Origin of the sequence: Streptomyces sp. SID5464 (assembly GCF_009862985.1) — a bacterium.
Lineage (GTDB): Bacteria > Actinomycetota > Actinomycetes > Streptomycetales > Streptomycetaceae > Streptomyces > Streptomyces chartreusis_D.
Genome location: NZ_WWIQ01000053.1, coordinates 32,833 through 51,768, shown reverse-complemented (window position 1 = coordinate 51,768; position 18,936 = coordinate 32,833). Strand labels below are relative to the sequence as shown.

General features: G+C 72.2%; 19 protein-coding genes and 1 tRNA gene. 6 read left to right on the top strand and 14 right to left on the bottom strand.

The genetic code is table 11. The features are described 5' to 3' along the window. From GTY47_RS25915 to ehuB, 4 genes are all read right to left on the bottom strand, one after another. A partial coding sequence (locus tag GTY47_RS25915) for an ATP-binding cassette domain-containing protein (protein WP_010047965.1) occupies positions 1-357 on the bottom strand: 357 nt, incomplete at its 3' end. Further along, on the bottom strand, positions 347-997 hold the full coding sequence (gene ehuD, locus GTY47_RS25910) for an ectoine/hydroxyectoine ABC transporter permease subunit EhuD (protein WP_010047963.1): 651 nt from the start codon (positions 995-997) through the stop codon (positions 347-349). The genes GTY47_RS25915 and ehuD, both read right to left, overlap by 11 nt. After that, positions 994-1,695 carry an ectoine/hydroxyectoine ABC transporter permease subunit EhuC gene (ehuC, locus tag GTY47_RS25905; protein ID WP_010047961.1) on the bottom strand — a complete coding sequence of 234 codons (702 nt, stop codon included), beginning with the start codon at positions 1,693-1,695 and terminating at the stop codon, positions 994-996. Before ehuC ends, ehuD begins: the two co-directional genes overlap by 4 nt. After that, the gene (ehuB, locus tag GTY47_RS25900) at positions 1,692-2,621 is read right to left on the bottom strand and encodes an ectoine/hydroxyectoine ABC transporter substrate-binding protein EhuB (protein WP_029181747.1); all 930 of its coding nucleotides are present in this window, start codon (positions 2,619-2,621) and stop codon (positions 1,692-1,694) included. The genes ehuC and ehuB overlap by 4 nt, the downstream gene beginning before the upstream one ends. A 107-nt stretch (positions 2,622-2,728) precedes the next feature. On the opposite strand from ehuB, the gene GTY47_RS25895 reads away from it, so the two are divergent. Beyond that, complete coding sequence (locus GTY47_RS25895) at positions 2,729-3,223, top strand: DUF3830 family protein (protein ID WP_010047957.1); 495 nt, start codon at positions 2,729-2,731, stop codon at positions 3,221-3,223. Here the strand turns inward: GTY47_RS25895 and GTY47_RS25890 are convergent. Both GTY47_RS25890 and GTY47_RS25885 read right to left on the bottom strand, forming a co-directional pair. Then, complete coding sequence (locus GTY47_RS25890; RefSeq protein WP_010047955.1) at positions 3,204-4,613, bottom strand: amidase; 1,410 nt, start codon at positions 4,611-4,613, stop codon at positions 3,204-3,206. The two genes, GTY47_RS25895 and GTY47_RS25890, sit on opposite strands and share 20 nt — an antisense overlap. A gap of 17 nt (positions 4,614-4,630) precedes the next feature. Then, complete coding sequence (locus GTY47_RS25885) at positions 4,631-5,578, bottom strand: D-2-hydroxyacid dehydrogenase (RefSeq protein ID WP_010047953.1); 948 nt, start codon at positions 5,576-5,578, stop codon at positions 4,631-4,633. Between the two features lie 200 nt (positions 5,579-5,778). Here GTY47_RS25885 and GTY47_RS25880 point away from each other — a divergent pair, with 200 nt between their 5' ends. The 4 genes from GTY47_RS25880 (at position 5,779) to GTY47_RS25865 (ending at position 9,014) form a co-directional block, all read left to right on the top strand. Further along, positions 5,779-6,594, top strand: coding sequence for an aspartate/glutamate racemase family protein (locus tag GTY47_RS25880; RefSeq protein WP_029181746.1), 816 nt, complete (start codon positions 5,779-5,781; stop codon positions 6,592-6,594). Beyond that, positions 6,591-7,322, top strand: coding sequence for an aspartate/glutamate racemase family protein (locus GTY47_RS25875; RefSeq protein WP_010047949.1), 732 nt, complete (start codon positions 6,591-6,593; stop codon positions 7,320-7,322). Before GTY47_RS25880 ends, GTY47_RS25875 begins: the two co-directional genes overlap by 4 nt. Positions 7,323-7,540: 218 nt before the next feature. Then, positions 7,541-7,810: a hypothetical protein gene (locus tag GTY47_RS25870; protein WP_010047948.1), complete on the top strand. Its 270-nt coding sequence runs from the start codon at positions 7,541-7,543 to the stop codon at positions 7,808-7,810. 112 nt (positions 7,811-7,922) lie between these two features. Beyond that, positions 7,923-9,014 carry an LLM class flavin-dependent oxidoreductase gene (locus tag GTY47_RS25865; RefSeq protein WP_010047947.1) on the top strand — a complete coding sequence of 364 codons (1,092 nt, stop codon included), beginning with the start codon at positions 7,923-7,925 and terminating at the stop codon, positions 9,012-9,014. On the opposite strand, the gene GTY47_RS25860 is transcribed toward GTY47_RS25865, so the two are convergent. Further along, positions 8,990-10,837, bottom strand: a complete 1,848-nt coding sequence (locus GTY47_RS25860; RefSeq protein WP_029181745.1) for an EAL domain-containing protein — start codon at positions 10,835-10,837, stop codon at positions 8,990-8,992. The genes GTY47_RS25865 and GTY47_RS25860 overlap by 25 nt on opposite strands. A gap of 322 nt (positions 10,838-11,159) precedes the next feature. Here GTY47_RS25860 and GTY47_RS25855 point away from each other — a divergent pair, with 322 nt between their 5' ends. Next, positions 11,160-12,425: a M6 family metalloprotease domain-containing protein gene (locus GTY47_RS25855; protein WP_040904354.1), complete on the top strand. Its 1,266-nt coding sequence runs from the start codon at positions 11,160-11,162 to the stop codon at positions 12,423-12,425. Positions 12,426-12,483: 58 nt separating this feature from the next. On the opposite strand, the gene GTY47_RS25850 is transcribed toward GTY47_RS25855, so the two are convergent. From GTY47_RS25850 to GTY47_RS25820, 7 genes are all read right to left on the bottom strand, one after another. Further along, positions 12,484-12,557: transfer RNA gene (locus tag GTY47_RS25850), tRNA-Lys, on the bottom strand. Then, a complete protein-coding gene (locus GTY47_RS25845; protein WP_010047940.1) occupies positions 12,548-13,147 on the bottom strand; it encodes a bifunctional DNA primase/polymerase in 600 nt (199 codons plus the stop codon). Before GTY47_RS25845 ends, GTY47_RS25850 begins: the two co-directional genes overlap by 10 nt. A gap of 136 nt (positions 13,148-13,283) precedes the next feature. Beyond that, a complete protein-coding gene (locus tag GTY47_RS25840) occupies positions 13,284-13,652 on the bottom strand; it encodes a hypothetical protein (protein WP_010047938.1) in 369 nt (122 codons plus the stop codon). Positions 13,653-13,947: 295 nt separating this feature from the next. Then, the gene (locus GTY47_RS25835; protein WP_010047935.1) at positions 13,948-15,282 is read right to left on the bottom strand and encodes an AAA family ATPase; all 1,335 of its coding nucleotides are present in this window, start codon (positions 15,280-15,282) and stop codon (positions 13,948-13,950) included. After that, positions 15,279-16,871: a hypothetical protein gene (locus tag GTY47_RS25830; RefSeq protein WP_010047933.1), complete on the bottom strand. Its 1,593-nt coding sequence runs from the start codon at positions 16,869-16,871 to the stop codon at positions 15,279-15,281. The genes GTY47_RS25835 and GTY47_RS25830 overlap by 4 nt, the downstream gene beginning before the upstream one ends. Further along, positions 16,862-17,992 (bottom strand): hypothetical protein, encoded by a 1,131-nt coding sequence (locus tag GTY47_RS25825; protein ID WP_029181744.1) that lies wholly within the window; start codon positions 17,990-17,992, stop codon positions 16,862-16,864. Before GTY47_RS25825 ends, GTY47_RS25830 begins: the two co-directional genes overlap by 10 nt. Then, the gene (locus tag GTY47_RS25820) at positions 17,943-18,896 is read right to left on the bottom strand and encodes a phosphatase PAP2 family protein (protein WP_010047928.1); all 954 of its coding nucleotides are present in this window, start codon (positions 18,894-18,896) and stop codon (positions 17,943-17,945) included. The genes GTY47_RS25825 and GTY47_RS25820 overlap by 50 nt, the downstream gene beginning before the upstream one ends. Positions 18,897-18,936: the final 40 nt, after the last annotated feature.

Here is an 18,936-nt window from a genome sequence, read left to right as displayed (position 1 = left end):
GGTGATGTTGCGCAGGACCGTCATGTTCGGGAACAGGTTGAACTGCTGGAAGACCATCCCGATCTTCTTGCGGACCTCGCGCACCTGCTTCTCGGGCGCCGGGAACAGCTGCTCCCCGTCCACGGTGATCGTGCCCTCGTCGGGCTTGAGCAGCGTCATCAGCAGGCGCAGGATCGTGGTCTTGCCGGACCCGGAGGGGCCGATCAGGGTCACGTGCTTGCCGGCGTCCACGGAGAAGTCCAGGTGGTCCAGGACCGTGTGGTCGCCGAACCGCTTGGTGACCTGCTCCAGCCGGATCAGCTCGCCGGTGCTCCTGGCGGGGTTCGTCTCGGGGTTGGGGAGAGTGTCAGTGGACAAGGCGTCGCTCCAGGGCTCGCAGGAGAAGGGAGGCCAGATAGGAAATGACGATGAAGGCCACGCCGATCACCGTCAGCGGCTCGGTGAACTGGAAGTGCTCCTGCGAGAACAGGCGCGCGTGGCCGAGCATCTCCAGCACGGAGATCGCCATCAGCATCGGCGTGTCCTTGAGCATCGCGATGACGTAGTTGCCGAGCGCGGGGACGACCCGGCGCACCGCCTGCGGCAGGATCACCGCGGTCCACGTCCGGCGCAGCGGCAGGTTCAGCGCCGTCGCAGCCTCCCACTGGCCGACCGGCACGGCCTCGATACCGGCCCGGTACACCTGCATCGTGTACGTCGAGTAGTGCAGCCCGATCGCGAAGACGCCGGTGGTGAGCGCCGAGAAGGTCACGCCCCACTCGGGCAGCACGTAGTAGAGGAAGAACAACTGCACCAGCAGCGGGGTGTTGCGGACGAACTCCGTGACGGCGCCGACCGGCCAGGTCACCCAGCGCGTCGGCAGCCGCATCAGCAGCGCCCACACCAGGCCCAGCACGAACGAGATCAGCGAGCCGATCACCAGGATCTGCAGGGTGACCAGCAGACCCTTCCAGAAGTCCGGCATGAAGTCGGAGACCGCGCTCCAGTCCCAGTTCATCGGACCGCCTCCACCACGACCGGCTCAGGCGCCCGGGTCTTGCTGTCGGGCTTCTTCCCGACACCCGCCTTGAGCCTCTTCTCCAGCCCGCGCATGACCCGGGTGAGCAGGAAGGCGATCACGAAGTAGACGATCAGGATGTACGTGTAGATCTCCGCGCTCTCCTGGAGCGCCAGACGCACCAGGTTGCCGCTGAACGCCAGGTCGCCCATGCCCATGATCGACACCAGGGCGGTGCCCTTGAGCAGCTCGATGAGCAGGTTGGAGAACGGCGGGATCATCTCCGGCACCGCCTGCGGCAGCAGGATCAGCTTCATCCGCTGCCAGGGCGTGAAGCTGAGCGCGATCCCGCCCTCCCGCTGCGCCGGGTCGACCGCGTTGAGCGCGCCGCGCACGATCTCGGAGCCGTACGCCCCGTAGGTCAGGCCGAGCGCCAGGGTGCCCGCCCACAGCGGCACCAGCTGCCAGCCGAAGGCCGGGGGCAGCACGAAGAACACCCAGAAGATCATCACCAGGGCCGAGGTCCCGCGGAACACCTCGGTGTAGAAGCCCGCCAGGAAGCGGACGATCCACAGCCGGTGGGTGCGCGCGACGCCGACCACGAAGGACACCGCAGCGGCCAGCAGCGCGCTGCACACGAGCAGCTGGATCGTGACCCAGACGCCCTTGAGTACGAGTTCCCAGAGTCCCGAGGTCATCCGCCGCAGAGCTCCTTCGCGGTCAGGTCCGTCATCTCCGCCTCGGTGAAACCGAAGGGCTTGAGGATGCGGAACAGTTCGCCGCTCTTCTTGAGCTTGCGCAGCTCGACGTTGAAGGCGTCGCGCAGCTTGGTCTCGGTCGGCCGGAACGCGAAGGCGCCGCCGTCGACGTGCGGCTTGCCGCCCACGATCGGCTTGAACGGCGCGGTGGCCTCCGCCTTGGCGGACTTCTTCACCACCTCGCGCACGGTGAGCGCCGTACCGGCGAACACGTCCACGCGGCCCGCCTCGACGGCGTTCAGGCCCGCCACCTGGTCCGGGACGATGAGGATGTCGCTCTCCTTGTACCCCGCCTCGACGGCGTACTGGATCTCGGCGTACCCGGTCCCGGTGGCGAACTTCGCCTTCTTCCCGACGACGTCCTTGTAGCTGTGCAGCCCCTTCGGGTTGCCCTTGCGCACGATGAACGCGTCGAGCATCTGGTAGTCGGGGTCGGCGAAGATGACCTGCTCGCAGCGCTCGGGGTTGACGTACATCCCGGCGGCCACGACGTCGAACTGCTGGGAGTTCAGGCCCGGGATGAGCGAGCCGAACTCGGTCGGCACGGGCTGTACCCGGTCGACGCCGAGACGCTTGAAGATCACCTTGGCCAGTTCCGGTGCCTCACCGGTCAGCTCGCCGTTCTTGTCGATGAAGCCGAACGGGATCTCACCGGCGATGCCGAGGCGGACGACGCCCGCCGCCCGGAGCCGGCCGAGCAGGTCACCGCCCTCGGTGCTCGACGCCGTGGCCACACGGCTGCATCCGGCGGCGCCCAGCGCGCCGAGCGCCGCGACCCCCGCGAGCAGCGACCGGCGTGTGGGCCTGGAGGCGGCCTGGGATATGGATTCCGGACTTCTCAGTGGGCTTCTCTGTGGTGGAGCCATGGGCGCGCGGCTACCCGACCGCATCCGAGTTATGCCGATCTTTTCAAGCCCCGCACGTCTCCCGGTGCGCCCTTGACCGCGGGGGCGGCGGGCACTCCCATGGAGGCATGGCTGATCGCTATATCGAAGTCTCGCTGGTCAAGCGCGACGTGACCTGCAGGGCCAGGCTCCTGGACGACCGCGCACCGATCACCTGCGCGGCCGTCTGGGATGCCCTTCCGCTGGCCGGCGACGTCTACCACGCGAAGTACGCACGCAACGAGATCTACGCCCTTTTCCCGCCCTTCGCCGAAACCGAGCCACCCCTGGAAAACCCGACCATCACCCCGATTCCCGGCGATCTGTGTTATTTCACCTTCGCCGGGGCGGAGTTGGGGACCAAGGCCTACGGATACGACCGCGAGGTCCGCGCCGGGACCACGCTCGTCGACCTGGCCCTGTTCTACGAGCGCAACAACCTGCTGCTGAACGGCGATGTCGGCTGGGTCCCCGGCATCGTCTGGGGCCAGATCGTCGAGGGCCTGGACGCCATGGCCGAGGCGTGCAACGACCTGTGGAGGTCGGGAGCGGCGGGGGAGACGCTCAGCTTCCGGAGGGCCTGAGCCGGCCGGCGGACGCCACGCCGGCCTCGTACAGCGCGTGGGCCGCCCGTAGCACCAGATCGTCCCGGTGCCGGGCGGCCACGAGCTGGAGGCCGATCGGCAGGCCGTCCCCGTCGGCACCGACGGGCACGCTCGCCGCGGGCTGCTGCGTCATGTTGAACGGGTAGGTGAACGGTGTCCAGCCCGTCCAGCGCCGATGGCCGGATCCCTTCGGTACCTCGGCGCCCGCTTCGAACGCCGTGATCGGCAGGGTCGGCGTGACGAGCAGGTCGTAGGTGTCGTGGAAGCGGCCCATCCGGCGCCCCAGGTCCATCCGGACGTCGACCGCGGCCAGATAGTCCAGCGCCGAGTAGCGGGCGCCCTGTGTGCAGATCTCGCGCAGGCCCGGGTCCAGCAACGCGCGCTGGTGCGGTCCGAGGTGCTCGGTCACCCGGGCCGCCCCGCTGAACCACAGGGTGTGGAACGCCTCCACCGGGTCGGTGAGGTCCGGATCGGTCTCCGTGACGTAGGCACCGAGCTCCGCCAGCCGCTCCACGGCCCGCCGCACCGCCGTCGCGACCTCCGGGCGCACCGCCACCTGCCCGCCCAGCGACGGCGAGTAGGCGATGCGCAGCCCGTGCACCCCGCCCGTCAGGCCGTCCGCGTAGGCACCGGGCGGCGGGGCGAGCGCCGACCAGTCACGCGAGTCCGGGCGGCCGATGACGTCCATCAGCAGCGCCGCGTCCGCCGCGTCCCGGGTCATCGGCCCGACGTGCGCCAGCGTGCCGAACGCGCTCGCCGGGTAGAGCGGCACCCGCCCGTACGTCGGCTTCAGCGCGAAGATCCCGCAGAACGACGCCGGGATACGGACGCTGCCGCCGCCGTCCGTGCCCAGCGACAGCGGCCCCGCGCCGAGCGCCACGGCCGCCGCGCTGCCCCCGCTCGACCCGCCGGCGGTGCGCGTGGGGTCGTACGGGTTGCGCGTCACCCCGTTCAGCGGGGAGTCCGTCACGCCCTTCCAGCCGTACTCGGGGGTCGTCGTCTTGCCGATGAAGACCGCCCCGTGCTCCCGCAGCCGGGCCACCGACGGGGCGTCCTCGTCCCAGCGCCCCGCCGGATCCACGGCCTTCGACCCGCGCAGGGTCGGCGCGCCGCGCAGCAGCAGGATGTCCTTGACCGTGACCGGCACCCCGTCCAGCAGTCCCTGTGGCTCACCGCGCCGCCATCGCTCCTCCGACTCCCGGGCCCGGGCCAGCGCGTCCTCGGCCGTCAGCCGGACGAAGGCGTTCACCTCCGGCTGGATCGCCTCGGCCCGCTCCAGCGCCGCGCGGGTCGCCTCCACAGGGCTCCACTCGCCCTTGCGGTAGCCGTCGAGGAGCCGTACAGCGGTCAGCTCGGTGAGCTCGGTCATCCACCCTCCAAGGAACGTCAGTGTCCGGGTACGTACCCACGCTGCTTGTCGACCACGTTCTCCAGCGGCTTTCCCGCCGCCCAGAGCTCGAACAGCTCCACGAACTGGGCGCCGAGTTCGTCCCGCCAGCCGACGATGTCGCCGCTCATGTGCGGGGACAGGATCAGGCCCGGGACCTGCCACAACGGGCTCTCGGGGGTCAGCGGCTCGGACTCGAAGACGTCCAGTGCGGCGCCCGCGATCCAGTGCTTGGCCAGGGCCTCGGCGAGTGCGTCCTCGACGACCAGCTGGCCGCGGCCGACGTTCACGAACCGGGCGGACGGCTGCATCACGCCGAAGCGGCGGGCGTCGAACATGCCGTGCGTCTGCTCCGTGAGCGGCGCCGCCGCGATCACCCAGTCGGCGCGCGCCAGCAGCCGGTCCAGATCCTCCGGGCCGTGCACGCCGGCGCGCGGGGCGCGGCCCACGAGCGCCGTCGTGATGTCCAGCGCCCCCAGCGTGCGGGCGATCGCCCGGCCGATCGGCCCGGTGCCGACCACGACGGCCCGGCTCCCGGCGACCTTGTGCGACTCGCGGTGCCGCCAGGTCCGCTCCCGTTGCAGCTCCAGCGTGCGCGGCAGGTCCTTGGCCATCGCCAGCACGAGCGCGGCGACGTACTCGGCGATCGGCTGGTCGAAGATGCCGCGCGCGTTCGTCACCACGGTGTCGGAGGCGGCGAGTTCCGGACACATCAGGTGGTCCACACCGGCGCTCGCCGTATGCACCCAGCGTGGCCGTGGGCCCTCGCCCGGCCAGGCGTCCCGCACGGCGCGCGAGGTGAAGTCCCACACCAGGAGTACGTCCGCACGCGGGAGGCGTGCGGCGAGACCCTCCGCGTCGGTGTGTTCGATACGCGCGTGGCCGGTGAGGCGGCCGAGGCGGGGGAGGGGTTCGGCGTCCAGGACGAGCAGGGTGGGGGTGGGCATGAGCAGCCGTTTCTCCAGCCGTGCGGCGGGGGCGGCCTGCCTTCGGGGAGGCGGCCGGTGACGACGAGTTAACACGGTGTTGACCAAGGAATGATCCGGGCGGATTGACCACGCTCGCACCCGAACCTACCGTCGTCAACACGGGCGTTCCCACGATCCGTTGCACACTCGTTGCCCAGTGTGAGGCCGGTGCCCTGCTCATGGACGTCTCATTTCTCGGCGGGCCCAGCCCGCAGCGCGGGGTCGGCGTCGTCGCCCCCTTCGACTTCGCACTCGACCGCGAGCTGTGGCGCTGGGTGCCGGACGAGGTCTCCCTGCACATGACACGAACACCGTTCGTGCCGGTCGAGGTCAGCCTCGATCTCGCCCGCATGGTCAGCGAACACGAGACGCTGAGCGAGGCGGTCCGCACCCTCAACGCGATCGCCCCCGAGGTCATCGCCTACGCCTGTACGTCGGGCAGTTTCGTCGGCGGCGTCATGGGCGAGCGCGCGATGTGCGAGGCGATGAGCCGGGCGGGCGCCGTACCGGCGGTCACCACCTCCGGCGGGCTGCTGGAAGCCCTGGTGGAGCTGGACGTACGGCGGGTGGCGCTGGTGACGCCCTACACGGTGTCGGTGACGCAGTCGCTGGAGGCGTACGTCGCCCAGGCCGGCGTCACGATCTCCGGCTGTGCCTTCATGGGCCTGACCCGGCACATCTGGAAGGTCCCCTACCGGGAGGTGGTGGACATGGCGCGGCAGGCCGTACGCGACGACGCCGACGCCCTGTTCATCAGCTGCACCAACCTGCCCACCTACGACGTCATCCCCCAGCTGGAGGCCGAACTGCGCATCCCGGTGATCTCGGCCAACCAAGTGACGATGTGGGCGGCGCTGCGCCGACTGGGTACCCGTGCGGTGGGACCGTATCAAGCGCTGATCAATCCGGAGGCGCGTGCCGGTCTCGGATCGCCGGGGGTGGACCCCGGCCCCGTCGTGCCGGAAGAAGAGCAGCAGCAGGAAGGCTGGACATGACAGCACTGGGATTTCTCTACCCGGGCCACTCCGCCGAGGACGACTATCCGCGCATCGAGCAGCTGCTGGGCAGCGACATCCGGGTGGACCTGGTGCACACCGACATCGGTGAGGACGCGCACCGGGTGGACGCGCTGCTGGAGATGGGCTCGGCCGGGCGACTCGCGGCGGGCGTCCAGGAGCTGCGGCACGCCGGCGCGGACGCCGTGGTGTGGGCCTGCACCAGCGGCAGCTTCGTCTACGGCTGGGACGGCGCGCAGGAGCAGGTGCGCACCCTGGCGCAGACGGCCGGCATGCCGGCCTCCTCGACGTCCTTCGCCTTCGTGCACGCGGTGCGGGAGCTGGGGGCGCGCCGGGTCGCGATCGGCGCGACGTACCCGGACGACGTGGCCCAGTTGTTCGCCGAGTTCCTGCGGGCGGACGGCGTCGAGGTCGTCTCGGTGAAGAGCTCCGGCATCATCACGGCCGCCGAGGTCGGCACCTGGGGCGAGGCGGAACTCCTCGCCCTGGCCCGGCACTCCGACCACCCCGAGGCCGAGGCCCTCCTCCTGCCCGACACGGCCCTGCACACGGCGGCTCACATCCCGGCCCTGGAGAAGGAGCTCGGCAAGCCGATCCTCACCGCCAACCAGGTCACGGTCTGGGAAGGCCTCCGCCTGGCGGACCGCCGCGTGAACGCGCCGGAACTGGGCGCCCTGTTCACCAGGGAGCCGATCGTCCAGGTGTGAGACCGCCCTGCTCGCCCCCGACGCCCGGAATCGGTCCCACCTCTTCGGCGGGGCGGATCCGGGCAAAGGGGGTGAACAGCCCGCCAGGAGGTGAGGAACCTTCAACTCCGCCGCCTCGCAGCGCGCTTGAGTTGACCGAAAGCGCGTTCCCCTTCAGTCGTCCACCCCGTGCACACTGGCCACGTCCGCAGCCAGTCTGCCGTGAAGGACGGTTCCCGATGGCCGAACCGGGTCGGTCCAGATTCCAGGCAAGCGCTGTCCACCTGTCCGGGTGCCTGCTGTGCTGGAGCCTGGCCGCAGCGATGATCACCGCCGCCGTGGACGCCGTCCTCCATCCGCAGGCCCGCTGGTGGGGTGCCGTGTGGTCGCTGCCCTGGTGGCTCGCCTGTGGGGCCGCCCTCGCGTGGATCGTGCTCCGCGTCCGAGAGAAGGCCGCCCGGCGGCCCCCGTACGGCGGAACGCAGAGCGACTGGGAGCGGGCCGCTTGATCCCGCGGCGCCTCCCGGGCCGACCCTGCGGCACCTCACGGGAATAACCGGAGACAGTCCCCTGTTAGGGCCGGAACGACAGCACCCGGCCCACAGCAGGAGGCACCCCACCGTGGCGGCAGACGAGATACGCGGCGCAGCGCAGGGCAGCGCCCCCGTCCCCCTCTCCGTACTGGACCTGGTCACCGTCGGTGCCGGCCGCACCGCCTCCGACGCGCTGCGCACCAGCGTCGAGCTGGCCCGCCTCGCCGAGGCCCGCGGCTTCCACCGCTACTGGGTCGCCGAGCACCACTCCATGCCGGGTGTGGCGTCGTCGTCCCCGGCCGTGATCCTGGCCCACCTCGCCGCCCACACCGGCCGCATCCGCCTCGGCTCGGGCGGTGTGATGCTGCCCAACCACGCCCCGCTCGTCATCGCCGAGCAGTTCGGGACGCTGGAGGCCATGGCCCCGGGCCGCATCGACCTCGGGCTCGGCCGCGCGCCGGGAACGGACGGCGCCACGGCCGCCGCCCTGCGCCGCACCGACCGGCTGGGCGAAGGCGCCGACGACTTCCCGCAACAGCTCGCCGAGCTGACCCGGTTCCTCGACGACGACTTCCCCGACGGGCACCCCTACCGCCGCATCCACGCCGTACCGGGCCCGGTCCAGGCCACGTCCCCCGGCGGTGTCCAGTCCCCGCACCGCCCGCCCGTCTGGCTGCTCGGCTCGTCCGGCTTCAGCGCCCGCCTGGCCGGTGCCCTCGGACTGCCCTTCGCCTTCGCGCACCACTTCTCGGCGCAGAACACCGTCCCGGCCCTGGACCTGTACCGGGAGTCCTTCCAGCCGTCCGCCGTGCTCGACGAGCCGTACGCCCTCATCGGCGTCTCCGCGCTCGCCGCCGACGAGGAGAAGGAGGCCCGCCGTCAGGTGCTGGCCGCCGCCCTCAGCATGGTCCGGCTGCGCACCGGACGCCCCGGCCTCGTGCCCACCCCCGAAGAGGCGGCGGCCTACGAGTTCAGCCCGATGGAGCGCGACTTCGTCGACTCCTGGAACGCCAACGTCATCCACGGCACCCCGGACGAGGTCCGCTCCGGCCTGGACGACCTCGCCAAGCGCACCGGCGCCGACGAACTGATGATCACGGCCAACGCGCACGGCGGCGACGTACGCGTGCGCTCCTACGAACTCATCGCCGACGCCTACGGGTTGCCGACGCCCGCCTGAACGCCGGGTGTGCCCAGCAGCTCGGAGATGCGATCCGGCGGCACCGGACGGGAGTAGAGCCAGCCCTGTCCGGTGTCGCAGCCGATGCGCCGCAGCCGGGTCGCCTGGGCGGAGGTCTCCACGCATTCGGCCGTGACGGTCAGCCCGAGCCGGTGGGCGAGCTGGATCATCGCCTCGACCACGACCTCGTCGGCCGGGTTCGGGCGGGTGGCCGTGCTGTCCCGGTCGTCGTACTGGAAGCCGCGGACGAAGGTGCCGTCCAGCTTCAGTACGGACACCGGCAGGCGGCTGAGGTAGGCCAGGTTCGAGTAGCCCGTGCCGAAGTCGTCGATGGCGATGCGCACGCCCATGTCGCTGAGGGCCTTCAGGGCCTGGAGCGGCCGGCCGGCCGAGCCCATCACCGCCGACTCGGTGAGCTCCAGCTGGAGCAGGTGCGGTGCGAGGCCCGTCTCGGCCAGGGTCTCCGCCACGTCCGTCACCAGGTCGGAGTCCCAGACCTGACGCACCGCCACGTTCACGCTCACGAAGATCGGCGGCTCGTCGGGGTGGTCCAGCTGCCAGCGGCGGGCCTGCCGGCAGGCCGTCCGCAGCACCCAGCGGCCCAGCGGAACGATCGAACCGTCCTCCTCGGCAAGTCCGATGAACCGATTCGGCGTCAGTATGCCGAACTGAGGATGGTTCCAGCGGATGAGCGCCTCGACCCCGTGCAGCCGGTCGTCCTCCATGCCGACCAGCGGCTGGTACTCCAGTTGGAACTCGCCCCGGTCGATGGCCGGCCGTAGCGTGGAGGCGAGGGCCTGGCGGGTCATGCGGTGGGCGTTGCGCTCCGGGTCGAACAGGGTCCAGCGGGCCTTGCCGTCGGCCTTCGCCCAGTACAGCGTGGTGTCCGCCGCCTGCATCAGGGCGGTCGGGGTCGTCCCGGCCGCGTGCCGCTCCACCACGCCGATCGACGCCGAGACCGACAGCCGCTGCCCGCAGATGTCGAACGGGTCCTGGATCGCCTCCAGCACCGACTCGGCGAGCTCGGCCAGTTGCTCGGTGCCCGTGGAGTCCTCGACGAGCAGCGCGAACTCGTCACCGCCGAGCCGGGCCACCAGCGGGATGCTGATCCGGGAGTGCCCGGCCTCGTCCGCGCAGCGCGTGAGGCGCTCGGCGACGGCGGCCAGCAGCCGGTCGCCCACGCGGTGGCCCAGGGTGTCGTTGATGGCCTTGAAGCCGTCCAGGTCCAGGTAGCACAGCCCGATCCGGCCCGTGCCGCTCTGCTCGTACGACTCCGCCTCCAGCGCGGCCGACAGGCGTTCGAAGAACAGCGTGCGGTTGGGCAGCCGGGTCACCGGGTCGTGCATCTGCAAGTGCCGCAGCCGGGCCTGGAGTTCGCGGCGGGAGCTGATGTCGGCGACGGACAGCAGGACGGCCCGGTCCTCGGCGGGCAGCGGGGCGACCGTCACCTGCACCCACAGCGAGTGCCCGTCGGGGTGCTTGAGCCGGCGCGTGCAGCGCAGCCGGGACTGCCGGCCGCGCAGCACCTCGCGGTACGCGTGCCAGGTGCGGGCGTCGGAGGTGAGGTCGACCAGGTCGGCGGCGACGGCCCCGGCCAGCTCGTCCGGGGCGGTACCGAGCAGCGCGGCGAGCGAGTCGTTGGCGCTGACGACCATCCCCTCGCGGTCGACGACGGCCATGGCGAGCGGGGCGGCCGTGAAGACGGAGCGGTAGGGCGGATGCGCCGGGGGCTCGGTACGAGGAGGCGTGTCGATCTCACTCTCTGTGACGACCGGCCGGTCGAGGTCTGTCGCGGGCGCCGGCCCTTCGGAGGTTCCGCTCACCGCTCGCTCCCGCATGTATTCGATCTCTGTCCGTGCAGGAAAGGTCAGGAAAGTGTGCCGATCATAGAGGCTGGCCCCAGGGCCTTCCAGCCGGTGTCCAGTGTTCCGGACCAACCCGCCCTTCTGCCAGATCGTTTCTGCTCACGCCTGGACGGCTTCTTCAGGCCCCCGACCAGTTGTGACGTTCTGTGAGTGCTTCTCGGGTGTCGACGTCCGCGAGCTTTCGGCTTCTTCACCCGACTGGTGCAAGCAAACAGGGCGCAGTACGACAAATCATCACAGGCTGGGTGCGGTGTCCCGCGAACCGTACCCGGAGGTACTCGTGCCGCGTCAGTTCCCGCGCGCTCGACTGCGCAGCACCGCGGCCGTGTTCACCACCATGTCCGCGCTCGCCGCGACCTCCCTCGGTGCCGGCCCGTCGGCCGCCGAGCCCGACTCGGCCGCGCCCTGCGCCCTGACCCGCACCGACGCCCACCACTCCGAGGGCCTGGACACCTGGAACGCCGCCTATCCGCGCCCGGGCCGGGCCCTGGACGCGGTCATGGTCTTCCTGTCCTTCCCGGACGCCCACCCGCTGACCACACCGCAGGAGCTGACCGCCGACCACTTCCCGGCCACCACCCGCTTCTTCGAACGCGCCTCCTACGGCCGCTTCACCCTGCGCCCGCACCCGCTGGGGCACTGGATCCAGATGCCGCAGCCGTCCACGGCGTACGACATACAGCGCGACTGGAGCACCGCGCACCGGGCCGCGTATCTGCGGGACGCGCTCTCCGTGGCCGACCCGCAGGTCGACTTCTCCCGCTACGACGTCGTGTACTTCGTCGCCGACCCGGACGCGCCCGGGGTGGACTCCGACGCGACCAAGGTGGTCAACCTCACGACTCCGATGCGGGCCGACGGCACCGATCTGCGCCGGGTCGTCACGGTGTTCGAGCAGCATCCACCGGACCGGCTCGTTCTCGCCCACGAGACCGGGCACGTGTTCGATCTGCCCGACCTCTACCACCGGCCCGTGGACGGCAAGGGCGACTGGGACACGCACGTCGGCGACTGGGACCTGATGGGCAGCCAGTTCGGACTGGCGCCCGATCTGTTCGGCTGGCACAAGTGGAAGCTGGGCTGGCTGGACCAGCGGCAGGTGCGGTGCGTACAGGACGCCGGGCCCGCCCGGCTGACCCTGGAGCCGCTGGCGGCCGGGCCCGGGGTGCAGGTGGAGGGTGCGGCGGGGGCGCCGGCCTTCGGTCTCGGGCGGGGCGTCAAGCTCGCGGTGCTGCGGACGGGCCGCGACAGCGTGCTCGCCTTCGAGGCGCGCGGGCCGGTGGGCAACGACGTGACCGCGTGCCGGCAGGGGGTGCTCGTGTACCGGGTGCGGGGCGGGGCGCAGTCCGGGAGCGGGCCGATCGAGGTGATCGACGCCCACCCGGGCACCGAGGCGTGCTGGGAGGACTCGGTCTACCCGCCTCTCGCGGACGCGCCGATCGGCCCCGGGGAGAGCTTCACCGTGCCGGGGGAGGGCGTCCGGGTGGAGGTGGAGGGACGTACGGCTTCGGGGGCCTGGACGGTGAAGATCGCGGTGGGGCGTTGACGGCGTCCTGGGCATGGCGAAGGGCCCCTCGCTCTCGCGAGGGGCCCTTCACTGTCTGTGCGCCGCCAGGGACTCGAACCCCGGACCCGCTGATTAAGAGTCAGCTGCTCTAACCAACTGAGCTAGCGGCGCCTGCTGACGTCGTAGACCTTAGCACCCTGGTCGGCGGGAGGAAAAATCGATATGCGCACGGCCGAACGGGCCGCCCGGACGGCCGCCCACAGCAGTACCTCGGGGCCGGGCAGCCAGGGCTGGCGGGTGTCCGGGGCGACGAGCCAGCGGGCGCCGGAGCGGCTGGGGGAGGCGTCGTCCGCCGGTGCCGGGACGGTCACCGCGTCGCCCGTGCCGTGGCACAGCAGGGGCGGGACCCCGTCCGTGCGGCCGAGGTCCCCGGTGTCCCCCTCGCGCCTGCCCCACTCCTCCCACTCCAGCAGCGCCGGCAGCCGCTGGGCCGTGCCGGGCGCGGCGAACAGCAGCATCCGGCCGCGGAACTCGGCGACCGGCCCCGAGCCGGGCCCGTCGTCCCACAGCCGGTCGAGCATCCGCCGGCCGAACATCGCGGGCGCGCTGACGACGTCGAAGACCGCCCCGCAGGGCAGGACGACCGGCGCGGCCGGCCGCTCCTCCCAGAGGGCGAGCGTGCTCCGCGGATACGTTCCTGCCGAGGCGAGCCAGGCGGCCCCGTCCGGGGTGACATAGGAGGCGTTCCATGCGCTGCTCATGGCACCAACATCTACCGGCTGTGAACGCGCGGTTCCCGAGGGTTGCGGGAAATCGGGACAGGAGGGGGTGGGAGGGAGTATCTTGCCCGCCTGGCATATGCCACGGAGATCGGCAAGGCGGCGCAGCGCCCGGGTCTCAGACCGGGTCGACGGGCCCCCGGCCCTCGCCGCCGCCCCGCATCAGGTCCCGTCCGAACTCGACCATCTTCTTGGCGTAGTCCTCGGTCCACTCGGCCCGCTCGGCGATGTCCGCGGTCGTCAGCCGGTCGAACCGCCGCGGATCGGCCAGCTGCGCCGCCGCGATCGCCTGGAACTCCAGTGCCCGGTCCGCCGCGGCCCGGAACGCCAGCGTCAGCTCCGTCGCGCGGGACAGCAACGCGCGGGGATCGTCGATCGACTCCAGATCGAAGAAGTGCTCAGGGTCGGAGGCCGCCTCCGCGGGCTCGAAGAGCAGGGGCGCGGGGCGTAGCCGCGGTTCGTTCCGACGCGGCGTGGGCTCCGCCATGTCTACTCCTCCTCGTACGTCGCGCTGACCCTCCCGGTGGAGTGGGCCACCGTCCATTGTCTCGCGGGCGCGCAAGTGGGCATCGCGGTAGTGGGTACGGCTGCGACACCACCCGGTGTTCGTCACGGCTGCCAGGACACGCGATGTTCGGCCAGATGCGCCAGCACCGCGTGATTCGCCTCCCACCCGTCCGGGCTGCTTTCACCGGCCGCCTCCGGCGGCGTGCCGGCCTCCGGCCGGCGGGGGCGGGGTGTCCGCTGGTGTGGATCATGGCCGCCACAGCACCCGGTGTTCGTCACGGCTGCCAGGACACGCGATGTTCGGCCAGATGCGCCAGCACCGCGTGATTCGCCTCCCACCCGTCCGGGAACTTCACCACGGTCCCCAGCTGCACCGGCTCCGTCGACGGATAGTCGTCCAGGAGGTCGGTCACCCCGGCGCGGCAGACGACGATGCAGGCGTGCCGGTGGCGGGAGGCCAGGACGCACAGGCGGCCCGTCTCCAGGTGGAAGGCCGTGGCGTCGGGGCGGCCGGAGAGGGGGTGCAGGACCACCGTGACGTCGTACTCGCGGCCCTGGAGCCGGTTGGCCGTGTCCACGACCACGTCGGTGACGCCGAGGTCGGCCAGGGCGGCACGTACCGCCGCCGCCTGGTCGCGGTGGGCCGTGCCGACGGCGATCCGGTCCGCGGTGAGGGGCGTCGGGTCCGCTGAGCGCTCCGAGGTCGCCGCGCCGCCCCGGTCCAGCAGGCGCCGTACCACCGTCGCCACCGCCCGTACCGCCTCCGGGTCCGTGCGCGGGGTGTGCCGGGCGGGCAGCTCCAGCAGGCCCCAGCCCGACTCGGCCGCCTCGTCGATCACCCGGTCGGGGCCGGAGCCGTCCGACGGCACGGCGAAGGAGAGGCGACGGTCGCCGTGGCCGGTGCCGCTGCGGAACGGCGTGTAGGGGTAGAAGGCGTCCGAGACCAGGGGAGCGGCGGAGGCCGGGAGCCGCCAGGACACCGGCAGACGGTGCTGGGGCAGGTCCGGGTTGTGCGCGAGCAGCGTCGTCACCGCCGAGGCCGACGGGTCGTAGGTGAGCCCCGCCCACTGCTCGCTGCCGACGATCGCGAACGGGTCGAGCTGCCCCGGGTCACCCACGAACAGCGCCCGCTCGAACAGCCCGGCCACGGCGAGCAGCGCGTCCGAGCGCATCTGGTACGCCTCGTCGACGATCGCGTACCGCCACGGCTCGTCGGCCTTCACATGCGCCCACTTCGCCGCCGTCGAGATCACCACGGCCAGCCCGGCGAGATCGGCCGCCTTCGCCGACTTGCGGACGTTCTCCAGGTCGTCGAGTGCCTTGTCGTAGGGGTCGGCGTCACTGCTGTGCAGCCGCCCCACCGGCAGTTCGGGGTTCTTCTCGGCGAGCCGCAGGACCAGGTCGTCGACCTGGGCGTTGGTCTGCGCCACCACCATCAGCGGATGGCCGGCCGCGGCCAGTTCCAGGGCCGCGCGGACCACGAGCGTGGACTTGCCCGCGCCGGGCGGGGAGTCGACGACGACACCGCGCGCGGTGCCGTGCAGCGTGTCGTGGAGGATCGCGTCGGTGGCCTGGGCCGCGGCGGCAGAGGGATCGAAGAGCGTCGTCACAGCAGGTCCTCCGCGGTCACCGGGTCGGCGGCCTCCAGGGTCGCCTCACCGGGCGGCCCGCCGTGCGTCCAGGGTGTCTCCTCCGGGTCGGGCAGCTTCGCGCCGCCCCGCTGCTCGTGCTCGAAGAGCGTGAAGCAGACCCGGTCGCCCTTCTCCGGCACCGACCCCGGCTCGGGCTCCTTGCCGCGGCCCATCTTGTCGAGGATCCGCAGGACGACGTACGCGCCGTCCTCCTCGGCCCCGACGAACTCCGCCGACTGCGGCTTCCCGGCCAGCGACCGGTACACCTTCGTCCGCTCCCCGAGATGCGGCCTGTCGTCCGTGTGGACCGTGACCAGGGGGCGCGGGCTGGGCCGCTTGCCCTCGCTGTACGCCATCACGACGTCCGTGACCTCACCCGCGAACGCCTCCCCGGACAGCCGCCGTCCCGCCATGACCAGCGGGTCGTCGAGAGCCTCCTGGGCCTCCAGCCGGGCCTGCTCGCGCTCACGCGTGGCGAGCTTGTTCGCCGCCGTGACCGCGTCGTCGCGGCGCGGCTGGGGCGGCTCGCCGGCCAGGACCCGGTCGCGGTGGCCCGTGAAGGACCAGCGGTCGCGGGTCCAGCGCTCCTCGACGTGCGCCCCCTCGGGCAGCTCCCGCAGCAGGTCCAGTCCCTGCCACACCTTCTCCCAGGTGGGCCGGGTGCGGCTGAGCACCAGGTCCCGGATCTCCCGCTCGGCGGCGGTCAGCGCACCGAGCCGGTCGTCGGCCTCCAGACCGTCCTCGGCGGCGGCCAGGGCCGTGCGGGCACGGTCGTAGCGCTCGATGGCCGGGGCGAGCAGCTTGTTGTCGAACGCCGGGTCGGTGGCGGGACCGGCCGGGGGACACGTCAGCTGGCCCTTCGCGTCCCGCTCCAACTCGGCCCGCAGCGCCGCCTCGGCGCCGGTCAGGCCCTCCGGCGGATCGATCCAGGCGAGGAGCGCCCCCAGGTGCTGATCCTCCAGCGTGGACTGCCCGGTCGCCCAGTGCCGTCCCAGTACGTCCGTCATGGCCAGCAGCAGTGAGGAGCCGGGCACCCGGGCCCGCTCCCCGAAGTGCGTCAGCCACCGCCCGAGCAGCGGCACCCGGGGCGGCGCCGGATACGGAGCCTCCGGCTCCTGCTCGGCCGTCCGCCGGAATCGCATGGAGCGCCCGAGCAGCCGCACCAGGTCGATACCCGCCCGGCTCGGCACGATCAGCTGCGGCGCGTCCGCGCACAGGTCGACCTCGACCTTGACCCGCTTGCCGGTCTCCGGGTCGGTCTCGGTGCGCTCGGCGGCCTCCACGACCTCGGCGTACGCGTCGACGTACGGCAGCACCACGTCGGCCAGTTCGGCCAGGAACGCGAACCTGAGGTCGCGGTCGCGGGGCTGCGGGACGACCAGCAGACGCGGCGCGTCCCGGTCGGTGCCGACCAGCGCACCGAGCGGGGCGCCGGCCTCACCGGCGGTGGTGAGCGGCACGAACACCAGCGGGTGGTCGGACAGGTGCCGGTGCCGGACCGTCGCGGCGGGCTGGGCGCGGCCCGTGCTGACGGCTTCGAGGCGGGCCAGCGTGGAGATCAGCGACACGCCGCCTCCAGTGCCTCGGCGCGCAGGGCCGCCGCCCGCCTGAGGGCCGACACCGCCGGGTCGCCGGGGTCGCCCGCCTCGCCGTGGGCCGCCGCGAGGACGTCCTCCACGGTCGTCAGCCCGCCCAGCTCCGCCCGCACCGGCCGCCCGAGCGAGGTCACCGCGCCCGTCTCGCGGGAGCGGGCCCGGCAGTGGAAGGCCAGCTCGCACGCCGACAGGCACTCCGGCGCGTACGTCGCCGGAACGGACTCGACGGCGGCCGTCAGCTCGTCGGCGGGCAGCTCGGGGGAGAAGCACGTGCCCTCGGGGAGCGCCTCGGCGATGTCCTCGATGCGGGTCAGCCGGTTCAGCTGGCGGGCCGTCACCGCACGCTGCTTGCGGATGTCCACGGCGGACGCGGCCGGCAGGTTGGAGAAGTCCTTGGGGCAGACGAGCAGGATCCGGTGCCGCACACGCGGGGACGGAGCCCTGTCCTGAACCCGGGCCGCGACCTCCTCCAGCGCCAGCACGTACACCGCCGCCTGCCGGGCCGCCGCCCCGACCTTCGCCGGGTCGGCCGAACCGTCCAGCAGCGGGAACGACTTGATCTCGACCACGGTCCAGCTGCCGTCCGGGTGCACCACCACCGCGTCCGGCTCCAGGAACGCGGGCGAGCCCGCGACGTCCAGCGCGAGCATCGGGTGGTCGAGCAGCGTCCACGCGCCCGGGTGCGCGGTGGCCTCCCGCAGCTCCAGCGCCGTACGGGCCGTACGCCCCTGGGGACCGGTGGCGGTCAGGTCGGGCACGCGCGCCTCGGCGGGCGGCTCGGCGGTCCGGTCCAGCTTCTCGTGGACCAGCCGCAGCAGCTCGGCGCCGCCGTCGGCCTTGACCTTCGCCTCGAAGGCGTTGCCCCGCGTGAGCGCGAACTGGGACTGCCCGAAGGCCGACGGCGAGCCCAGCGCGCTCGCCAGCGCCGCCTTGTTCACCCCGGCGCCGTCGAGGATCGCTCTCCGCGCACACCCGGGGTTGGCGGCCAGCGCCGCCAACGCGCGCGCGTCCAGGGCCTTCGCCGGTACGTCGGGACCGCGCAGCTCAGCGAGCCGGTGCCGGAGCGCCGTCCCCCGCGTCCTTGGGGGAGGCACTCGGCTCGGCTCCCGCTCCGAACCGCGACTCGCGCTGCCGTGGAATTCGCTCACCCGCGGAAGTCTGGCATCCGGCACTGACAATCGGGGAACCTGCGGCCGGAGATGCCTCCGTGACCGGCGCGGCACGCGGCACGAAACGCGCCCCGACCCGGTCCGCCGTGCGCATCACGACCGGCGCCAGCAGCAGTCCGACACCCATGACGGCCGCGCCCGCGACCGCGTCGAGGAAGTAGTGGTTGGCGGTGCCCATGACCACGATCGTCGTGATCAGCGGGTAGGCGACACCGGCGGCCTTCGCGGTGCGCGTACCGCCGTAGCGCCAGAGCATCACTCCGCACCACAGTGCCCAGCCCACGTGCAGGCTCGGCATGGCCGCGTACTGGTTGGTCATGCCGCCCATGCCGCGCGGCGCGCTCGCCGCGCCGCCCCACCAGCCGTAGGAGCTGTACTGCGCCATCGTGTCCACGAAGCCGTGGCTCGCGTCGAGGAGCCGGGGCGGGCAGGTCGGCAGCAGTGTGAAACCGATCAGGCCGATGAGGGTGGACGTCATCAGCCAGGTGCGCGCGGCGCGGTACCGCACCGCGCGGGAGCGGAACAGCCACACGAGGATCGCCGGCGTGACCAGGTAGTGCAGCGACGCGTACCAGAAGTCCGCCGGTATGCCTATCCACGCCTCCTGGGTGAAGAGGCGGTTGAGCGGGTGCTCGAAGTTGAGATACAGCGCCTTCTCGGCGCGCAGGAGCGCCAGGCCGTTGTCGACCGCCCCGGACACGTCGCCCCGGGCGAGGAGCCGGCCCGCCGTGTAGCACGCGTACACCAGCAGGATCAGCGGCAGCTCCGTCCACCAGCGGAGCCGGAGCGCAGGGGCCGCCTCGGTGCCCGGTGTCTCGGTGTGCGGCATCCGATCGCCCTCCCCCTTCGTCTCCACGCGGCGCCCGGCC